This is a genomic window from Rhizobium sp. RAF56, assembly GCF_052113965.1.
In the GTDB taxonomy this organism is placed as follows: domain Bacteria; phylum Pseudomonadota; class Alphaproteobacteria; order Rhizobiales; family Rhizobiaceae; genus Rhizobium.
Map to the genome: position 1 here is coordinate 33,545 of NZ_JBFRDU010000025.1, position 19,041 is coordinate 52,585.

21 protein-coding genes are annotated in these 19,041 nt (G+C 62.3%); 7 read left to right on the forward strand and 14 right to left on the reverse strand.

Annotated elements, in window-relative coordinates:
• Window positions 1–78: 78 nt before the first annotated feature.
• Window positions 79–1,674, reverse strand: a complete 1,596-nt coding sequence (xseA, locus tag AB4048_RS20135) for an exodeoxyribonuclease VII large subunit (RefSeq protein ID WP_442203760.1) — start codon at window positions 1,672–1,674, stop codon at window positions 79–81.
• A 64-nt stretch (window positions 1,675–1,738) separates the two neighbouring features.
• Complete coding sequence (locus AB4048_RS20140; RefSeq protein ID WP_442203761.1) at window positions 1,739–3,565, reverse strand: hypothetical protein; 1,827 nt, start codon at window positions 3,563–3,565, stop codon at window positions 1,739–1,741.
• Between the two features lie 152 nt (window positions 3,566–3,717).
• On the opposite strand from AB4048_RS20140, the gene AB4048_RS20145 reads away from it, so the two are divergent.
• The 4 genes from AB4048_RS20145 to AB4048_RS20160 are packed head-to-tail and all read left to right on the forward strand — an operon-like array spanning window position 3,718 to window position 6,246.
• Window positions 3,718–4,725, forward strand: coding sequence for a glycosyltransferase (locus AB4048_RS20145; RefSeq protein ID WP_442203762.1), 1,008 nt, complete (start codon window positions 3,718–3,720; stop codon window positions 4,723–4,725).
• 30 nt (window positions 4,726–4,755) lie between these two features.
• Entirely contained in the window at window positions 4,756–5,460 is a 705-nt protein-coding gene (locus AB4048_RS20150) for a class I SAM-dependent methyltransferase (RefSeq protein WP_442203763.1), read from the forward strand.
• An 8-nt stretch (window positions 5,461–5,468) separates the two neighbouring features.
• Complete coding sequence (locus AB4048_RS20155; RefSeq protein WP_442203764.1) at window positions 5,469–5,834, forward strand: EamA family transporter; 366 nt, start codon at window positions 5,469–5,471, stop codon at window positions 5,832–5,834.
• 40 nt (window positions 5,835–5,874) lie between these two features.
• Complete coding sequence (locus AB4048_RS20160; RefSeq protein ID WP_442203765.1) at window positions 5,875–6,246, forward strand: GtrA family protein; 372 nt, start codon at window positions 5,875–5,877, stop codon at window positions 6,244–6,246.
• Window positions 6,247–6,253: 7 nt separating this feature from the next.
• On the opposite strand, the gene AB4048_RS20165 is transcribed toward AB4048_RS20160, so the two are convergent.
• On the reverse strand, window positions 6,254–7,240 hold the full coding sequence (locus AB4048_RS20165) for a Gfo/Idh/MocA family protein (protein ID WP_442203766.1): 987 nt from the start codon (window positions 7,238–7,240) through the stop codon (window positions 6,254–6,256).
• A gap of 218 nt (window positions 7,241–7,458) precedes the next feature.
• Between AB4048_RS20165 and AB4048_RS20170 the strand changes: the two genes are divergently transcribed.
• Window positions 7,459–8,406: an aldo/keto reductase gene (locus AB4048_RS20170; protein WP_442203767.1), complete on the forward strand. Its 948-nt coding sequence runs from the start codon at window positions 7,459–7,461 to the stop codon at window positions 8,404–8,406.
• Between the two features lie 13 nt (window positions 8,407–8,419).
• Window positions 8,420–8,863, forward strand: coding sequence for a GNAT family N-acetyltransferase (locus tag AB4048_RS20175; protein WP_442203768.1), 444 nt, complete (start codon window positions 8,420–8,422; stop codon window positions 8,861–8,863).
• A 19-nt stretch (window positions 8,864–8,882) separates the two neighbouring features.
• Here the strand turns inward: AB4048_RS20175 and AB4048_RS20180 are convergent, their stop codons facing one another.
• Window positions 8,883–9,515: a hypothetical protein gene (locus tag AB4048_RS20180; RefSeq protein ID WP_442203769.1), complete on the reverse strand. Its 633-nt coding sequence runs from the start codon at window positions 9,513–9,515 to the stop codon at window positions 8,883–8,885.
• 155 nt (window positions 9,516–9,670) lie between these two features.
• Here AB4048_RS20180 and AB4048_RS20185 point away from each other — a divergent pair, with 155 nt between their 5' ends.
• Window positions 9,671–10,030 carry a nuclear transport factor 2 family protein gene (locus tag AB4048_RS20185; protein ID WP_442203770.1) on the forward strand — a complete coding sequence of 120 codons (360 nt, stop codon included), beginning with the start codon at window positions 9,671–9,673 and terminating at the stop codon, window positions 10,028–10,030.
• A gap of 43 nt (window positions 10,031–10,073) precedes the next feature.
• Here the strand turns inward: AB4048_RS20185 and pheT are convergent, their stop codons facing one another.
• The 10 genes from pheT to infC all read right to left on the reverse strand — a co-directional run bounded on the left by pheT (window position 10,074) and on the right by infC (window position 19,027).
• Complete coding sequence (gene pheT / locus AB4048_RS20190) at window positions 10,074–12,497, reverse strand: phenylalanine--tRNA ligase subunit beta (RefSeq protein WP_442203771.1); 2,424 nt, start codon at window positions 12,495–12,497, stop codon at window positions 10,074–10,076.
• Window positions 12,498–12,522: 25 nt separating this feature from the next.
• Window positions 12,523–13,605: a phenylalanine--tRNA ligase subunit alpha gene (gene pheS, locus AB4048_RS20195; protein WP_442203772.1), complete on the reverse strand. Its 1,083-nt coding sequence runs from the start codon at window positions 13,603–13,605 to the stop codon at window positions 12,523–12,525.
• 31 nt (window positions 13,606–13,636) lie between these two features.
• Window positions 13,637–13,858: a hypothetical protein gene (locus AB4048_RS20200; RefSeq protein WP_442203773.1), complete on the reverse strand. Its 222-nt coding sequence runs from the start codon at window positions 13,856–13,858 to the stop codon at window positions 13,637–13,639.
• Window positions 13,859–13,928: 70 nt separating this feature from the next.
• The gene (gene rplT / locus AB4048_RS20205; protein ID WP_442203774.1) at window positions 13,929–14,333 is read right to left on the reverse strand and encodes a 50S ribosomal protein L20; all 405 of its coding nucleotides are present in this window, start codon (window positions 14,331–14,333) and stop codon (window positions 13,929–13,931) included.
• A gap of 39 nt (window positions 14,334–14,372) precedes the next feature.
• Entirely contained in the window at window positions 14,373–14,576 is a 204-nt protein-coding gene (gene rpmI, locus AB4048_RS20210) for a 50S ribosomal protein L35 (RefSeq protein ID WP_003544621.1), read from the reverse strand.
• Window positions 14,577–14,807: 231 nt separating this feature from the next.
• Window positions 14,808–16,166 (reverse strand): ATP-binding protein, encoded by a 1,359-nt coding sequence (locus AB4048_RS20215; RefSeq protein ID WP_442203775.1) that lies wholly within the window; start codon window positions 16,164–16,166, stop codon window positions 14,808–14,810.
• Window positions 16,163–16,828: a response regulator transcription factor gene (locus tag AB4048_RS20220; RefSeq protein WP_442203776.1), complete on the reverse strand. Its 666-nt coding sequence runs from the start codon at window positions 16,826–16,828 to the stop codon at window positions 16,163–16,165. The genes AB4048_RS20215 and AB4048_RS20220 overlap by 4 nt, the downstream gene beginning before the upstream one ends.
• Before the next feature lie 5 nt (window positions 16,829–16,833).
• Window positions 16,834–17,448 (reverse strand): PepSY domain-containing protein, encoded by a 615-nt coding sequence (locus tag AB4048_RS20225; RefSeq protein WP_442203777.1) that lies wholly within the window; start codon window positions 17,446–17,448, stop codon window positions 16,834–16,836.
• A 147-nt stretch (window positions 17,449–17,595) separates the two neighbouring features.
• Complete coding sequence (locus AB4048_RS20230; protein ID WP_442203778.1) at window positions 17,596–18,234, reverse strand: hypothetical protein; 639 nt, start codon at window positions 18,232–18,234, stop codon at window positions 17,596–17,598.
• 256 nt (window positions 18,235–18,490) lie between these two features.
• Window positions 18,491–19,027: a translation initiation factor IF-3 gene (infC, locus tag AB4048_RS20235; protein ID WP_442203809.1), complete on the reverse strand. Its 537-nt coding sequence runs from the start codon at window positions 19,025–19,027 to the stop codon at window positions 18,491–18,493.
• Window positions 19,028–19,041: the final 14 nt, after the last annotated feature.

The following is a 19,041-nucleotide window of genomic DNA, read 5'->3' on the forward strand; positions in this document are numbered from 1 at the left end:
ACAAAGCCCTACCTGACGGAAACTCGGGTGGGGCGGAAAACCGTCCTCCGGTGGATCGGCAAACCGCGCGGCATGCGCTTAAAACAACGTTCCCTGCTTCGACGTGGCGGCTAGTTCGGCGGATTTCGGTACCTTTTTCTTCGGTACGGGGGGCGACGGCAAATCGCCGCTGTCACCCGTGACCGCGCCGACGCGGCCGTCCGCGAACTCGATGCTGACGGCGGCTCCCGGCTGCAGCGAAGAGGCAAGCGACACCGGCTTGTCGGCTTCGTCGCGAATGACCGCATAACCGCGTCTAAGGACATTCTTGTAGGAAAGCGACTGCAGCACGCGATCTTGGGCGGCGACCGCGCGGCTCGTCTGTGCGAGCTTGTGGCGAACCGCGGTATCGGCGTGACGCACGAGATTGGCGAGGCGATCGCGGGCGCGGGCCGTCTGCACCTTCAGCCGGTTCGGTACGCTACGCAGCGACGTTTCGGCGTTCGAGACGCGCTTGTGACTGTCGGAAAGCAACCGCTCGACCCGTCGCTCCGCCCGCACCATGCGCTCGCTCAGCACTTGCCGGCGCTCCGCGATACGGTTCGACAGCACGTCTGGTCGGAGATCAGCGGCGGTGCGTTCGAACGCGCGGCGCTTGTTCAGCGTATTGAGCTCCAGCCCACGCCCGAGCCCGGCGGCGGCTTCATCGAAGCGACGACGCGGCAGGGCAAGCAGCTGATCGAGCGAGGGAAGAGCGCGCACGAGTGCCCGCACACCCTGACGGCGGTGGTCCATCTGCCGGCTCGTGCAGGTCTGGAGCCGCGCCGCAAGGCTCGCAATTTGTGCCTGGAGTTCGCCCTTGACGGGTACCGCCATTTCCGCGGCCCCGGTCGGGGTCGGTGCGCGCACGTCGGCCGCGTAGTCGATCAGCGTCCAGTCGGTCTCATGGCCGACTGCTGAAATCAGCGGAATGTCGCTGGCGGCGGCGGCGCGAACCACGGCTTCATCGTTGAAGCTCCAGAGATCCTCAAGGCTGCCGCCGCCGCGCGCGACGATGAGCACGTCCGGCCTCGGCAGCAGGCCGCCCGGCTCCAGCGCGTTGAACCCTCGGATGGCATTCGCCACCTCTTCCCCCGAGCCATCGCCCTGCACCTTGACCGGCCAGACCAGCACATGCACCGGAAACCGATCGGCGATGCGGTGCAGGATATCGCGGATGACCGCCCCGGTCGGCGAGGTCACGACGCCGATCACACGCGGAAGAAAGGGAAGACGCCGCTTGCGGTTCGGGTCGAAGAGACCTTCGGCGCCGAGGTTGCGCTTGCGCTCCTCGATCAATGCCATCAGCGCGCCGGCGCCGGCCGGTTCCAGCGTTTCGATGACGATCTGGTATTTCGAGGAACCGGGGAAGGTGGTGACCTTGCCGGTGGCGATCACCTCCATGCCCTCCTCGGGGCGGAACTTCAGACGCGAGAAGCTGCCCTTCCAGATGACCGCATCGATGCGCGAGCGGTCGTCCTTCAGCGAGAAATAAGCGTGACCGGAGGAATGTGGTCCGCGATAACCCGAGATCTCGCCGCGAACGCGCACCTGGTCGAACGCGTTCTCGACCGTGCGTTTGATCGAGCCCGACAGTTCGGAGACCGAATACTCGGTGAGGTTCGACGGCGAATCATTCTCGAAGAAGCTGCTCATGCAACGTTTTTAGCCGATGACGCGACGAAGATCAGCAGTAAGGTCGCGCTCGGACGCCAGTCTTTCACTGCAAGACGCGGAAGAATTGCACGCCTTCCTGGTCCGGCGACGACAGCCGCTTGAGATAGGGCGGCACATTGCCTTTCGCGAGTGCCGCATAAAGGCCATCGGGCTTCAGATGCGCGATGTTTTCCGTCTGCGGATCGTCGCGGCAAAAGGCGAGCAGCGTCACATCCGCACCGCGCAGAAATGCTTCTGCCTCCGCAGGTCGGGAAAGCCCAATGTGCATTTCCGTCAGCATGCCGGCCTGATCTCGGTGATAGGGCGCCGATAGTGCACGGTGAGGCGTGAAACGCAGGATGCGCGCGCCCATGTTCGAAGGTGCCGAGATCACACCCGGCTCAAGCTCTGCAATCGGCGACAGCGCCTCTCTCGACGAGCACGCGGCGACTTTTCCGCGCCCTGACACGTCGGTCGAAGAGATGAGGTTTGCCCCCATGCCGCCGGCGAGAGTGCCGCCGACCGCCCAGACGGCGGGTACGGATATCAAGAGGCCGACGACATAGAAGAAGGCTGCGCCAAGGTCCTCCGTATCGGCGCTGGACATGCGCCGCAGGTCTAGAATGAAAGGGGTGAGCGGCAGGATCGCCAGCACGTTCGAAAAGAGCGCGCCCCGCACCTGCACCAGCGCGATGATCCAGTTGACGAGCAGCAGCGCAAGCAGAACGGCGTGCAGCTGGGCGCGATCGCCGCGCAGAATGCGGAAGATTGACACCGCAATGCCGAGCAGGCCGGTCGCGTAGAAGGCGCCTACTATCTCCGGTTCTCTGCGGGCAAGCACCAGGATCGATTGCGCCTCGCTGACGTTGTCGAGCCACAACTCCTTGAGCATCGGATCGAGATCCGCGAGTGGATTGCGCAGGCATTGCGGGGCGAGCACAAGCGCAGTCACAAGAACCGCCCCGCCTGTTGCCGCCAGCGCGGCCATTCGCCAGCCGCGCGAACGCTCGCTTGCCATCAGCGCCGAGACGAACAGTCCCGCGCCGCCGACGCTGGCGATGCCGTAAAAGCCGAGCGAAAGATTGTCGCAGGTAACCGCCGAATAAAGATGCGGGGGCACCGTCAGCAGGAAAGCAGCTGTAATGGAAAGCGTCAGCGTCAAGGCGAAGGCGCGAGCGGCTGGAGCGAAGGCCGCTCCCTCCCAGGCCCAGATCGCCGCCACCACCACACAAACCACAGCCACGAACGGCGTCGTTTCAGCACCGATGCCGAGAGCAATCGCGGCCGCGAACCCTGCCGCGCCGAAATTTGCCGGTCGATAGCGCCCATCCACCAGCATCGCCGCCATGAGAGCAACGAGACCGAGCTGCGCATTGTCATGGTCGATGGAACCGGGCAGGAAGCGGTTCGATGTGAAGATCGTGAGCGCGGTCAAGCCGAGAGCGACATGCTGCCCCCCCGCGCCGCCCATTCGGCGCCCGGCGAGACCCATGAAGCCCAGGAACGGCACCACCAGCAGAAGCGGCCAGATCGTCAACGCCCAGGCTTCGGCGCGCTCGGGGCTGACGAAGAAGCGGAAAAACGAGATCAGATTGGCGATCGGCAGATCGATGAAGCGCGACCAGTGCATCAGCGTGCCGCCGGCAAGGCCAAGCCGGTACTGCGTCATGTCGAACCAGCTCTGGCCAGCCAGCAGATCGCGAACTTCGACGAGGCGCATGGCGTCGTCATTGTCGGCACCGACATAGTCCGTCGCGTTGCGATTGAGGAAGAGCAGCGCGATGATGACGAGGGCGCTGTAGACGAGAGTGATGATCCAGGGGTTCGACCAGATCGTGGCCCCCTTTTGCTTAAGACCCGCAGTCTCGGGCATTCCCACTACGTTCGCCATGTCGTCGTCCCGCGCTCGCGCCAATGCGAGGCAAAAATAGTCTTTCGGCCTCAACAAAGCGTAAAAGCCGTCGCCGGCCGGGATTTCATAGGGTCTTATTAACGGCCCGCAGTATAGGCTTTTGTCGATTTCGTTTGTTTCGAGTGGAAATCATGAAAGAGCTCTGGACGGAAAGCTTGCGTGTCGCTGTTCTGCTGCCCTGCTACAACGAGGCGGCGACCATCGAATCGGTCGTGATGGGGTTTCAGGCAGCGGTGCCGGGGGCCGAGATCTACGTCTACGACAACAACTCGACGGACGGCACGGCGCTGCGTGCCATGCTTGCGGGCGCAACCGTTCTGCGCGAGCGCCGGCAAGGCAAGGGCAACGTCGTGCGCCGCATGTTTGCCGACATCGATGCGGACATCTACCTCATGGCCGATGGCGACGGCACCTATGCGCCAGAGGACGCCGACGAGCTGATCCGCACCCTGTTGACCGAGCGTGCCGACATGGTCGTCGGTACGCGGCGTGGCGTTCATGACGATGCCGGCAGGCAGGGCCATGCCATTGGCAACCGGTTGTTCAATACTCTCTACCGGACGATCTTCGGGCCAGACTTCACGGACATCTTTTCCGGCTATCGCGCTTTTTCACGCCGCTTCGTCAAGAGTTTCCCCGCTGTCTCCGGCGGCTTCGAGATCGAAACGGAAATGTCGGTCCACGCCTCTCGTCTGAAGCTGCCGGTCGCCGAACTGGAACTCGATTACGGCCGCCGACCGGAGGGCTCGCATTCGAAGCTCTCGACCTTCAAGGACGGCGCCAAGATCCTCTGGATGTTTGCGATGCTGATGAAGGAAACCAGGCCGTTCGCGTTTTTCGGCATCCTGGCAGCGCTTTTCATGGGCTCCAGCATCGTCTTCATGACGCCGGTGCTGATTTCCTACTTCGAGACGGGACTGGTCCAGCGCATGCCGACATGGGTACTTTCCATGGCGCTGATGATGATTGCCTTCATGCTGTTCACCGCCGGCACGATTCTCGATTCGGTGGCGCGCTCGCGCGCCGAACAGCTGCGGATCCACTATCTCAACCTTCATCAGCATTCGGCAATCAATCCGATACTCAGCCGCAACCGCCAGGGCATGGAACGATTGGGCAGCACAACAAATGCCGCCTGAGATCCTTCACCTTTTCCCCAAGGATGTCACATGAACCGCGAGACGACCAACAAGCTGCGCTTCCTCTTCGAAGACGCGATCCCCCCGATGCTTCGCGATTCCCGCTTCTTCCGCTGGACGGCGCGGCTCGCCTGGGGAGAGCATATCGATCGGCTGGTGGATTTCCGCGAACGCGCACCGTTTCTGACGCCAGCCGAATATGCCGGCCTTTATCGCGATCATCCACGCGTCCACGAAGGAACCGATAATTCCGCCGGTTGCATCGCCGAGATCGTCCGATCAATCGTCGGCTCCAGCGTTTGTGACGTCGGGTGCGGTACCGGAGCGCTGCTGAAGCACATCAGGGCTGGTCATCCGAGCCTCGGCCGGCTGACCGGCGTCGATTTCGTGATCGACGACGCCTCGCGCATCGAAGGCATCGAATATGTGCCCGCCCGCATCGAAGCATTGCCATTCGCTGATAACGAATTCGATACCGTGATCTGCACCCACGTCATCGAGCATATCCTTGAATACCGTGAGGCGATTGCGGAGTTGCGGCGCGTAGCGCGCCGCCGGCTGATCATCGTCGTGCCACGAGAGCGGGAATACCGCTATACATTCAACCCGCACTTCAACTTCTTCCCGTACACGCATTCGTTTCTGCGCGCAGTGCATCCAGTGCCGGACGTTTACGTGTGCAAGGATATCGGCCGCGACATCTTCTATAGTGAAGATCGACCGGCAGACGCCTGAGGCCTCAAATGCCTGCTTCCTATCCCCTTGGCATATGGACGAGCCTTGTTGGAACGCCGCTGCTAATCGCCACCGGCCAGGTGCTCTTCAAACTCGCCAGCGCCCAAGCCGGCCGGCCGGACCTGCGCGGCATCGTTTCGCTTCTGATCAACCCGGTGCTGATCGCAGCCCTGTTGCTCTATGCCTTCGGCACGATCGTCTGGATCTATGTGCTGAAATCCGTGCCATTGACGATCGCCTACTCCTTCATGGGATTGACGTTCTGTTTCGTGCCGTTGCTTGCCCAGGTTTTTCTAGGTGAGGCCTTGACACTGCGCTATATGATCGGCGCTGCCTGCATCGTTGCGGGCATGCTGGTAATCAACATCCGATGAAGCGGCGAAGCATTCCGACCAAGGCGGAAGGATGGGAGCGGTGACGGACCATCTTCGCTTTGCTGCTCTCTCGCTGGCGAGCCTCGCCCTATTCTGCGTCGCCAGGGAGCTCCTGCTTCACTATTCACCCCTGGGCCCGGTCACGGCCGGAGCCTGCGGGTGCGTGCTGGCCGTAGCGGCGGTCTTGGGTTCCGGCAACCTCAGCCATCTCTGGGGCGGGACGTGGAAAACGCCTCGCAAACGGGCGCTGCAGACCATCCTCGTCGTTTCGTTGTTGATGAGCTACAGCCTTTCCGCCGTTCTCCTCGTACATCAACCACTGCTGCAACCGCTCGCAGCACTCGTCCTCGCGTCGGCAGCGGCGATGGCGTTCAGCTTTTTCGGATATTCGCGCCTGGTTTTCCGTCGCTGAGCACGCGTCAGACCGGCTCCCAGCCGTCCTTCTCGCTGGCGCGATAGATCGCGTCGATGACCTCCTGGTTCTTTTTCGAGCTCTCGAGCGTCACCACGTCGGCCTTTCCGCCCCGTGCCGCGTCCGCGAAAGCCTCGGCTTCGCGCTTGTACTGGCGGCTGTCGGGGAAGCGGAAGATTTGCGATTCGGAGTGGTTGCGGTTGGTCAGCTCGATTTCCTCGGCCCCGTAGCGGTCGGCATTGAAGGGCGATTTCACTTCGATGAAGCCGTCCGTGCCGTGGAAGACCATGACCTGACGCGCCGCCATCTGGGTGGAGATGTAGAAGGTCATTTCGAAATCGCCGAAATCGGCTTTCACGCTCGAATAGATGTCAGTGCCGAATTTCGGGTCGCGTTCTGTGACGGCCTGGATGCGCATCGGCTCACGGCCCGTGACGAAGCGCGTGCTGATCGTCGGGTAGACGCCGATATCCGGCAGGCCACCGCCGCCAAGGCCGGGAATATTGCGCATATTGTCGGGATCGCGGTTGAAATAGGTAAATGCGCCCTGCACGTGCCGCAGCTTGCCGATGGCGCCCTCGGCGATCAGCGAGCGAACCTTCTGCCAGACCGGCGTATAGGTCACCATATAGGCTTCGGTGATCAGCACCTTGTTGCGGTCGCGGGCGGCAATCAGGCTGTCGATTTCTTCCGCTTTCAGTGCAATGGGCTTTTCGCAAAGCACGTGCTTGCCCGCATCCGCGGCCTTGATCGTCCATTCGACATGCTGCGAGGTCGGCAGAGGGATATAGACGGCGTCTATCTTGTCGGAGGCAAGCATCTCCTCGTAGGAGCCGAAGGCGTGCGGAACAGAAAAGCGGTCAGCCATTTCGCGGGCGCGCCCAAGATCGCGGCTGGCGACAGCCGAGACAACGCAGTTCTCCGCGTCTTGAATGGCCGGGACGACCAACTCACGACCGATTTTCGCCGTCGACATGATTCCGAAACGCAGCATCGCTGATCCTCCCCGAACTGAAATCGACGCACCTTATTTCAGCCGATACTAAACGTGCAATGGCCCGGACGAATTTGTCCCTTCCAGGAGTTGCCCCCAGGTCACCCTCGCTCGCGACGAAGTGAGGAAATCCCGGGTGGCATTTCCGGCAGTGCGCCGGTAACGTGCCGCAGCGACGCAACGCGCCGAAACTCTTACAAATCGATGGAGATCAACCGATGGAAATGCGTAAGCTTGGGCGAACGGGGCTTTCGATCGCACCGATCGTGTTCGGCGGCAATGTGTTCGGCTGGACGGCCGACGAGAAAACCTCTTTTGCCATCCTGGATGCATTTTTCGAGGCCGGCTTGAATGCCATCGATACGGCTGATGTGTATTCGTCCTGGGTTCCCGGCAACAAGGGCGGGGATTCGGAAGAAATCATCGGCAAGTGGTTGAAGCAAAGCCGCACGCCTCGCGACAGGGCGGTCATCGTCACCAAGGTCGGCTCCGACATGGGCCAGGGCCAGACGCTGAAAGCGGCCTATATCCTGAAAGCAGTCGAAGATTCGCTGCGCCGGCTACAGACCGACTATATCGACCTTTATCTTTCGCATTGGCCTGATCCGGGCACGCCCTATGAGGAGACGCTGAGCGCCTTCGCGAAGCTAAAGGAACAGGGTAAAATCCGTGCAATCGGATGCTCCAATCTCGACGCTGGGCAACTAAAGGATTCGCTGAACGCGGCGGCGAAGGCCAACCTGCCGCGCTACGACGTGCTGCAGCCGGAATACAATCTCTATGAGCGCGCCAGTTTCGAAGGGCCGCTTGCCGAGCTATGCGTCGCCGAGGAGATCGGCGTTATCACCTACTTCAGTCTCGCCGCCGGTTTCCTGTCGGGCAAGTATCGCAGCAAGGCCGATGCCTCAGGCAAGGCGCGCGAGAACCGCGTTGCGGCATATCTGAACGACAAGGGCATGCGCATCCTCGATGCGCTCGATACGGTTGCGAAGGAAACGGGTGCCAAGCCCGCCGAGATTTCGCTTGCCTGGCTCCTGCGCAAGAAAGGCGTCACCGCGCCGATCGCAAGCGCCACCAGCCTTTCCCAGCTCGACGCGCTGATCAACGCCGCAAAGCTCAAACCTTCCGACGAAGCGATGCGCCTCCTCGACCAGGCCGGCGCGTAAGAAAGGAACGATGATGACCGTTGTCGTTCGTGACGCCACCCCTGCCGACGAGATGCGTTGGCGCGAACTCTGGGCGGGATACCTTGCCTTCTACAAGGTGGACATCGATCCTGTTATCACCGATGCGACGTGGCGCCGGGTCTTCGACCCGGCTTCCGCCATTTTCATGCGCGTCGCCGAGGTCGAGGGCGAAGTCTTGGGCTTCACCCTTTGCCTGACACACGAAGGCACCTGGACGCTGAGGTCCGATTGCTATCTGGAAGACCTCTTCGTCGACGCCCGTTCCCGCGGCCAGGGCGTCGGCCGGGCGCTGATCGACGATCTCATCGGCCTCTGCAAGGCAAACAATTGGGCGCGTCTCTACTGGCACACCGAAGAGACCAACGCGACCGCTCGGAAGCTTTACGACAGCTATGTCGAAAGCGACGGACATATCCGCTATCGCATCAACTTTTAGAGCACGACCGAAAGCCGTGTCATACTTCTCCTGAAATTGTTCGAAGGGGCGGCAGACCTTCATAGAGGGCCGAGTGATCGCCTTCCCAATTTGCCATGCCCGGTTTCGTCAGAAGACCGCGCGGCGGGACGTAGCTTCGGATCACCCGGCGCGGACGTTCGTGCCACTGGATGTTGAAAGCCCATAGCTTCGGGAAGAAGCAGAGCGACGCGTAGGGAAGCTTGTCATGGATCCACCAGGCAAGCTTCCGCCAGTCTCCTTCGCTGCGGCAATGATCGATCAGCCAGGGCACCACGATGCAGGCGGTCGCGCCCATGCACCCGTCGAAGTCGCGCATATCCCAGATGTGATCGGCGGCGGTCGCGGCGTTGGTCGAACAGTTGAGACCGTTCCTGTTGCCGAAATCGTTGACCTCGGGCGAACGATAGCCGGAGCGGATATGCAGCCGCCCAAAGGTCGCCTGCAGCGGTTCCAGCAGATTTTCGCAAAGCGCCCTGCCTGCTTCGGCGGCAAGATCGGGATCATCAGGGATATTCGAGATGCGGTAGAAATCAGCAATCTCGGAATGCAGGAAATCGCGCAGGAAGAAGTTCTTCGAAAGCCTGATCCGGCCCAATTCTTCCAGGCCTTTCATCGAGGCCGGCTTTTTCATTGCTTGGTTCCCCCACAACTTCCGACTGCCGAGCATGCCCGCGCGCACCAGCGTGCCGCAACCCGTTTTTCAAGGCTTGAGGAAAATAGCGCCCTTCTGCCTTGCCCGCCGTGACCTGTTCTCTACCTTAGGGGTTGCAACACAGGAGGAACTGCATGTCCGAGGAACAGGCAATCCGAGCCGTGGTCCATCTCTATGTCGACGGAATGGCGTTCGGCAACGAGCCTGCGTTGAAGAAGGCTTTTCATCCGAAAGCGACGATCATCGGCAATTACCAAGGGGCCGTGGAGTGGCTGTCGCGCGACGAATTCATCGCCGCCATTCTCGCCGAAACGCCCGCGACACCTGACACCCAGCCGCTGATGGATATCGGCATGATCGACATCGAAGGCGACGCGGCAAGCGTCAAGGTCGTCGACGAATTCGCCGGGATGCGTTTTTCCGACTACCTGTCATTGCTGAAAATCGATGGTCGCTGGACCATCGTCAACAAGGTCTATCACCTGCATGCTTAAGGGGTGAGAGGAACCGCCCCTCACCCTAGCTTTCCCAAATTCGCTAGGCCCTAAGCACGCCGCCGGTGGACTTTGCAACGTTGGCGACGATCTTCTGGGTCAGCGCCTCGAAATCCTCGTCGGTCAGCGTGCGCTCGGCCGGTTGGATCTGCACCTCGATCGCAATCGATTTCTTGCCTTCGCCGAGCGAGGCACCCTCGAAAATGTCGAAGATGTTGACACCGGTGATCAGCTTGCGGTCGGCGCCGCTGGCGGCGCGCATGATGGCGCCCGCTTCCACGCCCTTGTCGACGACGAAGGCGAAGTCGCGCTTGACCGCCTGGAAGGCGGAGAGCTCCAGCGCCGGCTTGGTGCGGGTCGCCTTCTTCTTCGGTTCGGGCATGGCGTCGACATAGACCTCGAAGCCTGAGAGCGCGCCGGAGACATCCAGCGCTTCCAGCGTCTTCGGATGGAATTCGCCGAAGTAGCCGAGCACGACCTTCGGGCCCATCTTGATGGTGCCGGAGCGACCGGGATGATACCAGGCGGGACCGCCCTGCTCGATCTGGATATTCGTCATCGGCAGTCCGCAGGCCTCGATGACGGCGAGCGCATCCGCCTTGGCATCAAAGACGTCCACCGGTTTTCCGCCGCCCTTGGCGGCGTTCGACCAGGAACGACCGCTGCCGGCGAGCGATGCCGTACCGCGGCGCACGCCGCCGGCGACGCGCCGCTGGCCTTCCGGCCGGTCGTTCTCATAGGTGCCGGAGACTTCGAAGATCGCGACGTCACCGAAACCCTTGTCGGCGTTGCGTTGCGCGGCGCTCAGCAGTCCCGGCAGCAGCGACGGCCGCATGTCGGACATGTCGGCGGCAATCGGATTGGCAAGTTTCAGCGCCTCGGCGCCGCCGCCGAAAAGCGATGCCTGTTCGGCGGAAATGAAGGACCAGGTGACTGCTTCAAGCATGCCGCGGGACGCCAGCGCCCGCTTGGCGGTGCGCGTGCGGATCTGCAACGTCGTCAAAATCTTGCCGTTGACGGCGGCATGGCTTTCAAGCGGCGCCGGCTTGATGTTGTCGACGCCGTGGATGCGCATGACCTCTTCGACGAGATCCGCCTTGCCGTCCACATCAGGACGCCAGGACGGCACCGAGACGGAAACGCGCTCGCCCGAGCCCGCGACCGCAAAGCCGAGCCTGGTCAGGATCGACGTGCTCTCCTCGGCGGAAATCTCAAGGCCGGTCAGGCGCTTGACCTCGGAGAAAGGAAAATCGACGCTCTTCGGCTGGTGGCCTTCGTAGCCCACGACCTTGGCGGTGGCCGCGCTCCCGCCGCAGCATTCGAGCACCAACTCCGTCGTCCGTTCCAGTCCCGGCACCATGTATTCAGGATCGACGCCGCGTTCGAAACGGTAGCGCGCGTCGGTAATGATGCCGAGGCCGCGGCCGGACTTGGCGATGTTCATCGGGTCCCACATCGCCGACTCGATCAAGACATCGGTGGTGTTTTCGTCGCAGCCGGAATGCTCGCCGCCCATGATGCCGCCGATCGACTCGACCCCGCTGTCGTCGGAGATCACGACGTTATTGGGGGTGAGCTTGTACTCGCGTTCATCGAGCGCCAGCACCGTCTCGCCTTCCTTCGCGCGGCGGACCACCAGATTGCCCTTGACCTTGGCGGCGTCGAAGACGTGCATCGGGCGGCCCTGATCGAAGGTCATGTAATTGGTGATGTCGACGAGCGCGCTGATCGGGCGAAGGCCGATGGCCATCAGTCGCTGCTGCATCCATTTCGGACTTGGGCCGTTCTTGACGCCGCGCACCAGTCGGAGCGCGAAGCCTGGGCAGAGACGGCGATCGTCGAGGTCGATCGAAAGCCCGACCGACGTGTCGCCCTCGACCGCAAAGCTAGGCGTCCGGCGTGGCTTCAGGGTGCCGAGACCGGAAGCCGCGAGATCGCGGGCGATACCATAAACACCGGTGCAATCCGGCCGGTTCGGCGTCAAATTGATTTCGATCATCGGATCGTCGAGCCCGGCGTAGGCGGCGTAGCTCGAACCGACGGGCGCATCGGCGGGCAAATCGATGATGCCGTCATGACTGTCGGAAATCTGCAGTTCCTTTTCCGAGCACATCATGCCCCGGCTCTCGACGCCGCGGATGTTGCCGACGGCGAGCGTCACGTCGATGCCGGGCACATAGGTGCCAGGCGCCGCAAAGGCGCCAACCAGTCCCTCGCGCGCATTTGGAGCGCCGCAGACGACCTGCACGGGAGCGCCGGCGCCGGTATCGACCATGAGCACCTTCAGGCGGTCTGCCTGCGGGTGCTTTTCGGCGGAAACGACCTTGGCGATGACAAACGGCTTGAATGCCGCCTTGTCGTCGACATCCTCGACCTCCAGCCCGATCATCGTCAGGCGGGCGCAGATCTCATCGAGCGTCGCGTCGGTGTCGAGGTGCTCTTTCAGCCAGGAGAGTGTGAATTTCATTGAATATTCCCCTTACGCGCGCGACTTAAGCACTGAGACCGCCGAACAGTGTCGGCATATCGAGCGGGCGGAAGCCGTAGTGGTTCATCCAGCGGACGTCGGCGTTGAAGAAGTCGCGCAGATCAGGCATGCCGTATTTCAGCATCGCGATGCGGTCCAACCCCATGCCCCAAGCAAAACCCTGGTATTCGTCCGGGTCGAGGCCGCCGAAGCGGAGCACGTTCGGGTGCACCATGCCGCAGCCGAGGATTTCCATCCAGTCGTTGCCCTCGCCGAACTTGACGATCGGGCCGGAGCGGTCGCACTGGATGTCGACCTCGAAGGAGGGCTCGGTGAAGGGGAAGAAAGACGGGCGGAAGCGCATCGTCACGCTGTCGACCTCGAAGAAGGCCTTGCAGAATTCCTCAAGCACCCAGCGGATGTTGCCGACGTTGGATGTCTTGTCGATGACGAGGCCTTCCACCTGATGGAACATCGGCGAGTGGGTGGCGTCGGAATCCTGGCGATAGGTCTTGCCGGGGATGATAATCCGGATCGGCGGCTTTTGTGCTTCCATGGTTCGCACCTGCACCGGGGAGGTGTGGGTGCGCAGCACCTTGCGCTCACCTTTCTCGTCCGGCTGGAAGAAAAACGTGTCGTGCATTTCGCGCGCCGGATGGCCTTCCGGGAAGTTCAGCGCGGTGAAATTATAGTAGTCGGTCTCGACGTCTGGGCCTTCGGCGATGGAGAAGCCCATGTCCCCGAAGATGGCCGTGATTTCGTCGACGATCTGGCTGATCGGGTGAATGCGGCCTCGCTCGGCCGGCGAGGATCGCACCGGCAGGCTGACATCGACGGTTTCAGCCTTCAGCCGCGCGTCGATCGCCGCATCCTTCAACGCGCTCTTGCGAGCATTGATGGCGTCGGTGACGGACGTCTTCAGAGCATTGATCGCCGCCCCGCGTGTCTGGCGCTCTTCGGGCGTCATGCCACCGAGCGTCTTCAGAAGTTCCGAAACCGAGCCTTTCTTGCCGAGGGCCGCAACCCGAACGGCTTCGATCGCCTGCTCATCGGGAGCCGCGGCGACGTCCGCCATCAATTGGTGTTCCAAAGTTTCCAGTTCGGTCATCTTGTCCTGCCCTGCCGGCGTCGGTTGTCGTTCAGTCGACGTAGTAGTCGATGCACACCGTCAGAAGATAGCTGGTGGCAACGATAAAGCGCTGCAGATCACTACCCATGTGCACGCGGCCAATCAACCGGGCAGCAGTCAAAAAACCACCGAGATGGCGGGTCAGGCGGCGAAGTTCGGCAATCGTGGCCGGCGGGGCGTAATCCGACCATGCGGCGAACGCCCGATCTGGGGTCTCCCACCGCCAAAACAAAAAAAGACCCGCCCCAGTTTCCTGGCGCGGGTCTTGACTTCAACGCGATCGAGCGTCCAGCCGCGCCGAGTTAACGGACGGTGGACTCGAACTCGTTCGTGGTGCCGGCGTCCTTAAGGTATGCAAGCGCCTTCTTGGCGGCAGCGACGAGCGCGCCGAATGCTTCCGGCTCGTGGATCGCCATGTCGGAGAGGACCTTGCGGTCGACTTCGATGCCAGCCTTGTTCAGACCGTCGATGAAGCGGCCATAGGTCAGGCCGAATTCGCGGACGGCGGCGTTGATACGCTGGATCCAGAGGGCGCGGAAGTTGCGCTTGTTAACCTTGCGGTCGCGATAAGCGTACTGCTTGGCGCGATCGACGGCAGCCTTTGCGGTACGGATGGTGTTCTTGCGGCGGCCGTAGAAACCCTTGGCCTGCTTCAGAACCTTCTTGTGCTTGGCGTGAGAGGTGACGCCTCTTTTTACGCGTGCCATGTCATGATCTCCTTAAATCTAAAGCGTTCGCGAAGGGTCTTAGAGACCGTTCGGCAAGTAGTTCTTGATCACCTTACGGCCATCCGGTTCAGCGAGAACCATGGTGCCGCGGGCGTCGCGAATGAACTTGTTGGAACGCTTGATCATGCCGTGGCGCTTGCCAGCAGCGGCTGCCTTGACCTTGCCGGTCGCGGTGATCTTGAACCGCTTTTTGGCAGACGACTTCGTCTTCATCTTGGGCATTTTGCTACTCCTTCTGTGCCCCGGCTTCGCCTTTAACAAAAGACGCCCCTTGCAGGCCCGGCAATCCGGTCTCGCAAAAGGTGCGGGTGCTTCGTGTTGTTGAACTGCGAAAGGGTGACGATCCCTTCCGCCAGCATTCTAAACTGCCACGGCATGCCCTGCCGGTCAGTTCGGACGGGCGCTTATAACCGCAGTTCCCCGAAAGTGCAACGGGAGCAGCGCCTGAATCTTTCAGGACATCGACGTGAGAAATCGCTCGCGCTGTCTCGCCGGGAAAGTCAGGGTCACTTCCAGCCCGCCAAGGCCAGACGCCGACAGATCCAGCCGGCCGCCATAGGCCTCGACGATATCGCCGGAAATGGCAAGCCCGAGACCAGAGCCTTCGCTGTCCTCGTTCATCCTGGAGCCTCGTTTCTGCAGCAAATCGTAGTCTTGCGGATCGGCACCCGGCCCATCATCGGCCACCTTCAAAAGGATACCGCTCCGCAAGCCCTCGGCGGTCAGTTCAATGCGGGAGCGCGCGAAACGCGCGGCATTGTCGAGAATATTGCCGAGCGCCTCGGCGACATCGGCCGGGTCGGCCTCGATCACGAGATCGGACGCGATATCGACGTGCCATTCGACACCCTTTTCCACCGTAAAGGGCTTCAGCACGTCGACGAGCTTTTTGGCGAGAGAGAGGGCCACCGTGGTCGTCATCCGTTCGACGCCCATGCGCGCCGCCTGCAGCTGACGGTCAGCCCGCTGGCGAACGAGCTCGATCTGCTGCAGAGCGGCCGACCGCTTCTCGGGAGGCAGGCTCTCCACGAGATGGGAGAGCACCGTCAGCGGCGTCTTCAGACCGTGCGCCAGATCGCTTGCCCGCGCCCGTGCCCGCGCCACCGCCGTCTCGCGTTCGGAAAGCAGCAGGTTGAGTTCCGAGACCAGCGGCCGGACTTCGCTCGGTCCTTCGACGTCGATCTTGGCGCTGCGGCCGGCGCGAATGTCCGCGACGCGGTCGCGCAGCCGGCGGAGCGGGCTGAGGCCGATCCAACCCTGCAGGAAGGCCGCCATCAGCAAAACGCAGCCCATGGTGAGCAACATCCGGCGCATCGGCCTGTGATAGCTCTCAAGCGCCGCATCGAGATCGCCGCGGGAAAAGGCGGTATGGACGACGAAGGCTTTTTTCGCCGCACCGTCGCCGAGCGTCATCGGCCGCGAGGCGACGAGCATCGGCGAGCCGTCCGGTCCTTCGGCCTCGAAGAAGCCAGCAAACGGACTCTTCGCAAACGACGCGGGGTTCAGTTCCACGTCCCACAGCGAGCGGGACCGCAGCGGCGGTTCGCCGTCATCGATTGAGATCTGCCAGTAGCGGCCGCCCGCGGGCAACGAAAGCCGCGGATCCGGGAGATCGCCGGCAAGCAGCAGCCGGCCGTTTTCGACCGCCACGCGCGCGGCCAACGTATCGGCAAGCGCCGACATTTCGCCCGCATACTGGTCGACCACGTAGTCCGTGAACAGGCGGCTTAAGAAAAGCCAAGCCAGCGTCACCGCCACGGCGATCGCCACCAACGCACCGAAGGCCAGTCGGAACCGCAGCGAGCGCATCATTTTCGTCGCTCCGGCAGGAGATATCCGAAGCCGCGCCGCGTCTCGATCGCATCGCTCTCGGTCTTCTTGCGCAGCCGCGCAATCATTGCCTCCACTGCATTCTTGGAGGCATCGTCGTCGCGACCCTGCACCCCGCGCGCCAACTCCATCGGGGTCAGAACCTCGCCCTTACGCTCGATAAAGAGCGCGACCATCCGATATTCGAGCGGAGTGAGGTCGAGATCCCGGCCGTCGAAAGTCACCCGCCGGGCGTGTTCGTCGAGCGTGAAACGGTCGGTGGATTTGTGCGGCGAAGGGCGGCCTCCGGCGCGGCGCAGCAGCGCGCGCAGACGCGCCAGCAGCTCCTCGCTGCGAAACGGTTTCGGCAGATAGTCATCGGCACCGGCGTCAAAGCCGTCCACCCGCTCCATCCACGAGCCTCGGGCGGTCAACACCAGCACGGGCGTTTCGAGACCCGCCTTGCGCCAGCGCTTGAGGATCGAAAGACCGTCCATGCCGGGCAAACCGAGATCCAGAATGATCGCCGCATAGTCGCCGCTCTCGCCTTCCTCCCAAATCTCAGGTCCAGCCGCCAGCCTGCGGACCAAATATCCTTCCCGCTCGAGCTTTTCCGCTACATGCGCGGAAATGTCGTTGTCGTCCTCGGCGAGCAGAATGCGCATCGTGCTTAAGGTCCTCCGAGCACCGCGCCGCTGCGGGCATCGACGCGCAGCGTCTTGATCGCGCCGCTGTCGTCGCGCAGCTTCAGGCGATAAACGTCGCGATTGGCGGATCGGCCAAGATCCACGTCGATGACGCGGCCATAGCGCCCCGCGTCGATCTTCTGCAGGACTGTTTTCAGAGACAAGACCTTTCCGTCCCGCACGGCGTTGCGGGCAAGATCGTGGTTGTCTTCGCGCTCTTTACCCTTCGAGCCGCCATTATCGTCGTCGCCGCCGCCGTCGTGACCCTTTCCGCTACCGCTGTCGTCACCGCCACCGCCCCGGCCGGAATGGCCGCCGCCATCGCCCGAGCCCGATCCGGAGGAGCCGCCTTGCGAGCCGCCGCCATGGGACCCGGAGCCCGAGCCCGAACCACCGCTGCCACCGGAACCACCACTCCCGCCGCTGCCGGAACTGCCGCTTCCACCGCTGGAGCCGCTACCACCACCCGAACGTCCGCCACCACTGCCGGAACCACCGTCCTTGGCCCAGGCGACGGACACGGCACCAAGGTTGGCGGACAGCGCCGTGGCAGCGGCGGTTGCGAGCAGCACCAAAAAAGAGCGGCGATGCGTGTTCATGGTCCTTTCCGGCAATGACGAGGCTTGTCAGAGTGAACGGTCACAGCTTGCTAAACAAGTGCCGACGAAGATAAAGGCCGCCGCGCCGAACCGGCGCGGCGGAGGCTTCTCCGGTCATGACGGACCGGAGAGAACCAGCCAGATTGCTCAGCGTGGGGGGACGATGGAAACGCTGCTGATCGGGCCTGGATTGCGCTGGGCATCCCCACGATGCGGCTTTGCCGTCACGGTGACCGCGCCATGCTCGCGTTCGACTTCGATCTCGAGCGGGCGGCCAAGCTGATCGACGGCGACCAGCGAGCCGTTGAGCAGGCCCTGAAGCGCCTGGCTGGACACGGAAACCGTCACCTGCGGCCGCTCGGCACGATCCTCGCCGGCACGCGGCCCTCGCCGATGATGATCGTCGGCAGCAGCGCCCGCATGGTGACCGTGATCGTCATTGCCATCGTCATCGCCTGCCCCTCGACCGGCTCGACCGCCGCCATGATCGTCACCGGCTTCGGCATGGCCGCTGCTTGAATTTCCATGATCGTCGCCGCCACCATTGCTGCTGCCACTGGCGCTGCCGCTATCGCCGCCGCCGCTGTCATGGCTGCCGCCGCCGGAATTGCCGCTGCCGCCGTGGCCCGAATTGCCGCCGCCACTTCCGCCGCCGCGCGCGTAGGCGGCGGAAAGGAAGAAATCGGCACCGTGCGAACTTGCGAAATCCTGAGCGAGCGGAGATATCGCGAGCAGTACGACCGCGGTGGCAGACGCCAGAAGCGCATTTCTAGTCGGGGTGATCATGACTTATATCCTTTCCCACATGCGTCGATGGGAAAAGAATGCCATGGCGGTGCTGACGGACCGTTGAGTGCAACTGTCAGCGCGCTGTCAGGTTAAGACCCGACACCTGAAAATGCGAAAGCCGCCCTTACGGACGGCCTGCATCAACGACTGGATATTCCCGAAACCTCAAGGCTATCGAGGGCGCTCATCCGGCAATTCAAACGACGACACCGCCATTTGCCGCCTTCAAGCGATGCTGTGCGGCTCGTGCCGATCACTTCGGCGCGAGCACCATCATCATCTGGCGTCCTTCGAGCTTTGGCTCGGCCTCGACCTTGGCGATCTCCACCGTATCAGCCTTGACCTGCTGAAGGAGCTTCATGCCGAGTTCCTGGTGAGCCATTTCACGGCCACGGAACTTCAGCGTCACCTTGACCTTGTCGCCTTCGTCAAAGAAGCGGCCCATTGCCTTCATCTTCACGTCGTAGTCGTGCGTGTCGATGTTCGGGCGCATTTTGATTTCTTTGATTTCGACGATCTTCTGCTTCTTGCGCGCCTCGGCGGCCTTTTTCTGGTTAGCGTATTTCAGCTTGCCCAGGTCCAGGATCTTGCACACAGGCGGTTCGGCATTGGGGGAAATCTCAACGAGGTCGAGCCCGGCTTCCTCAGCCATTTTGAGTGCCTGGTCGGTGGCGACCACACCCAGGTTGGCGCCGTCAGCCCCGATGAGCTGTACTTTTGGAATGCGGATTTCCCGATTGGAACGCGGCCCTTCCTTCACGGGCGCGTCAGTTTTGAAAGGTCTGCGAATGGTCGTACTCTCCA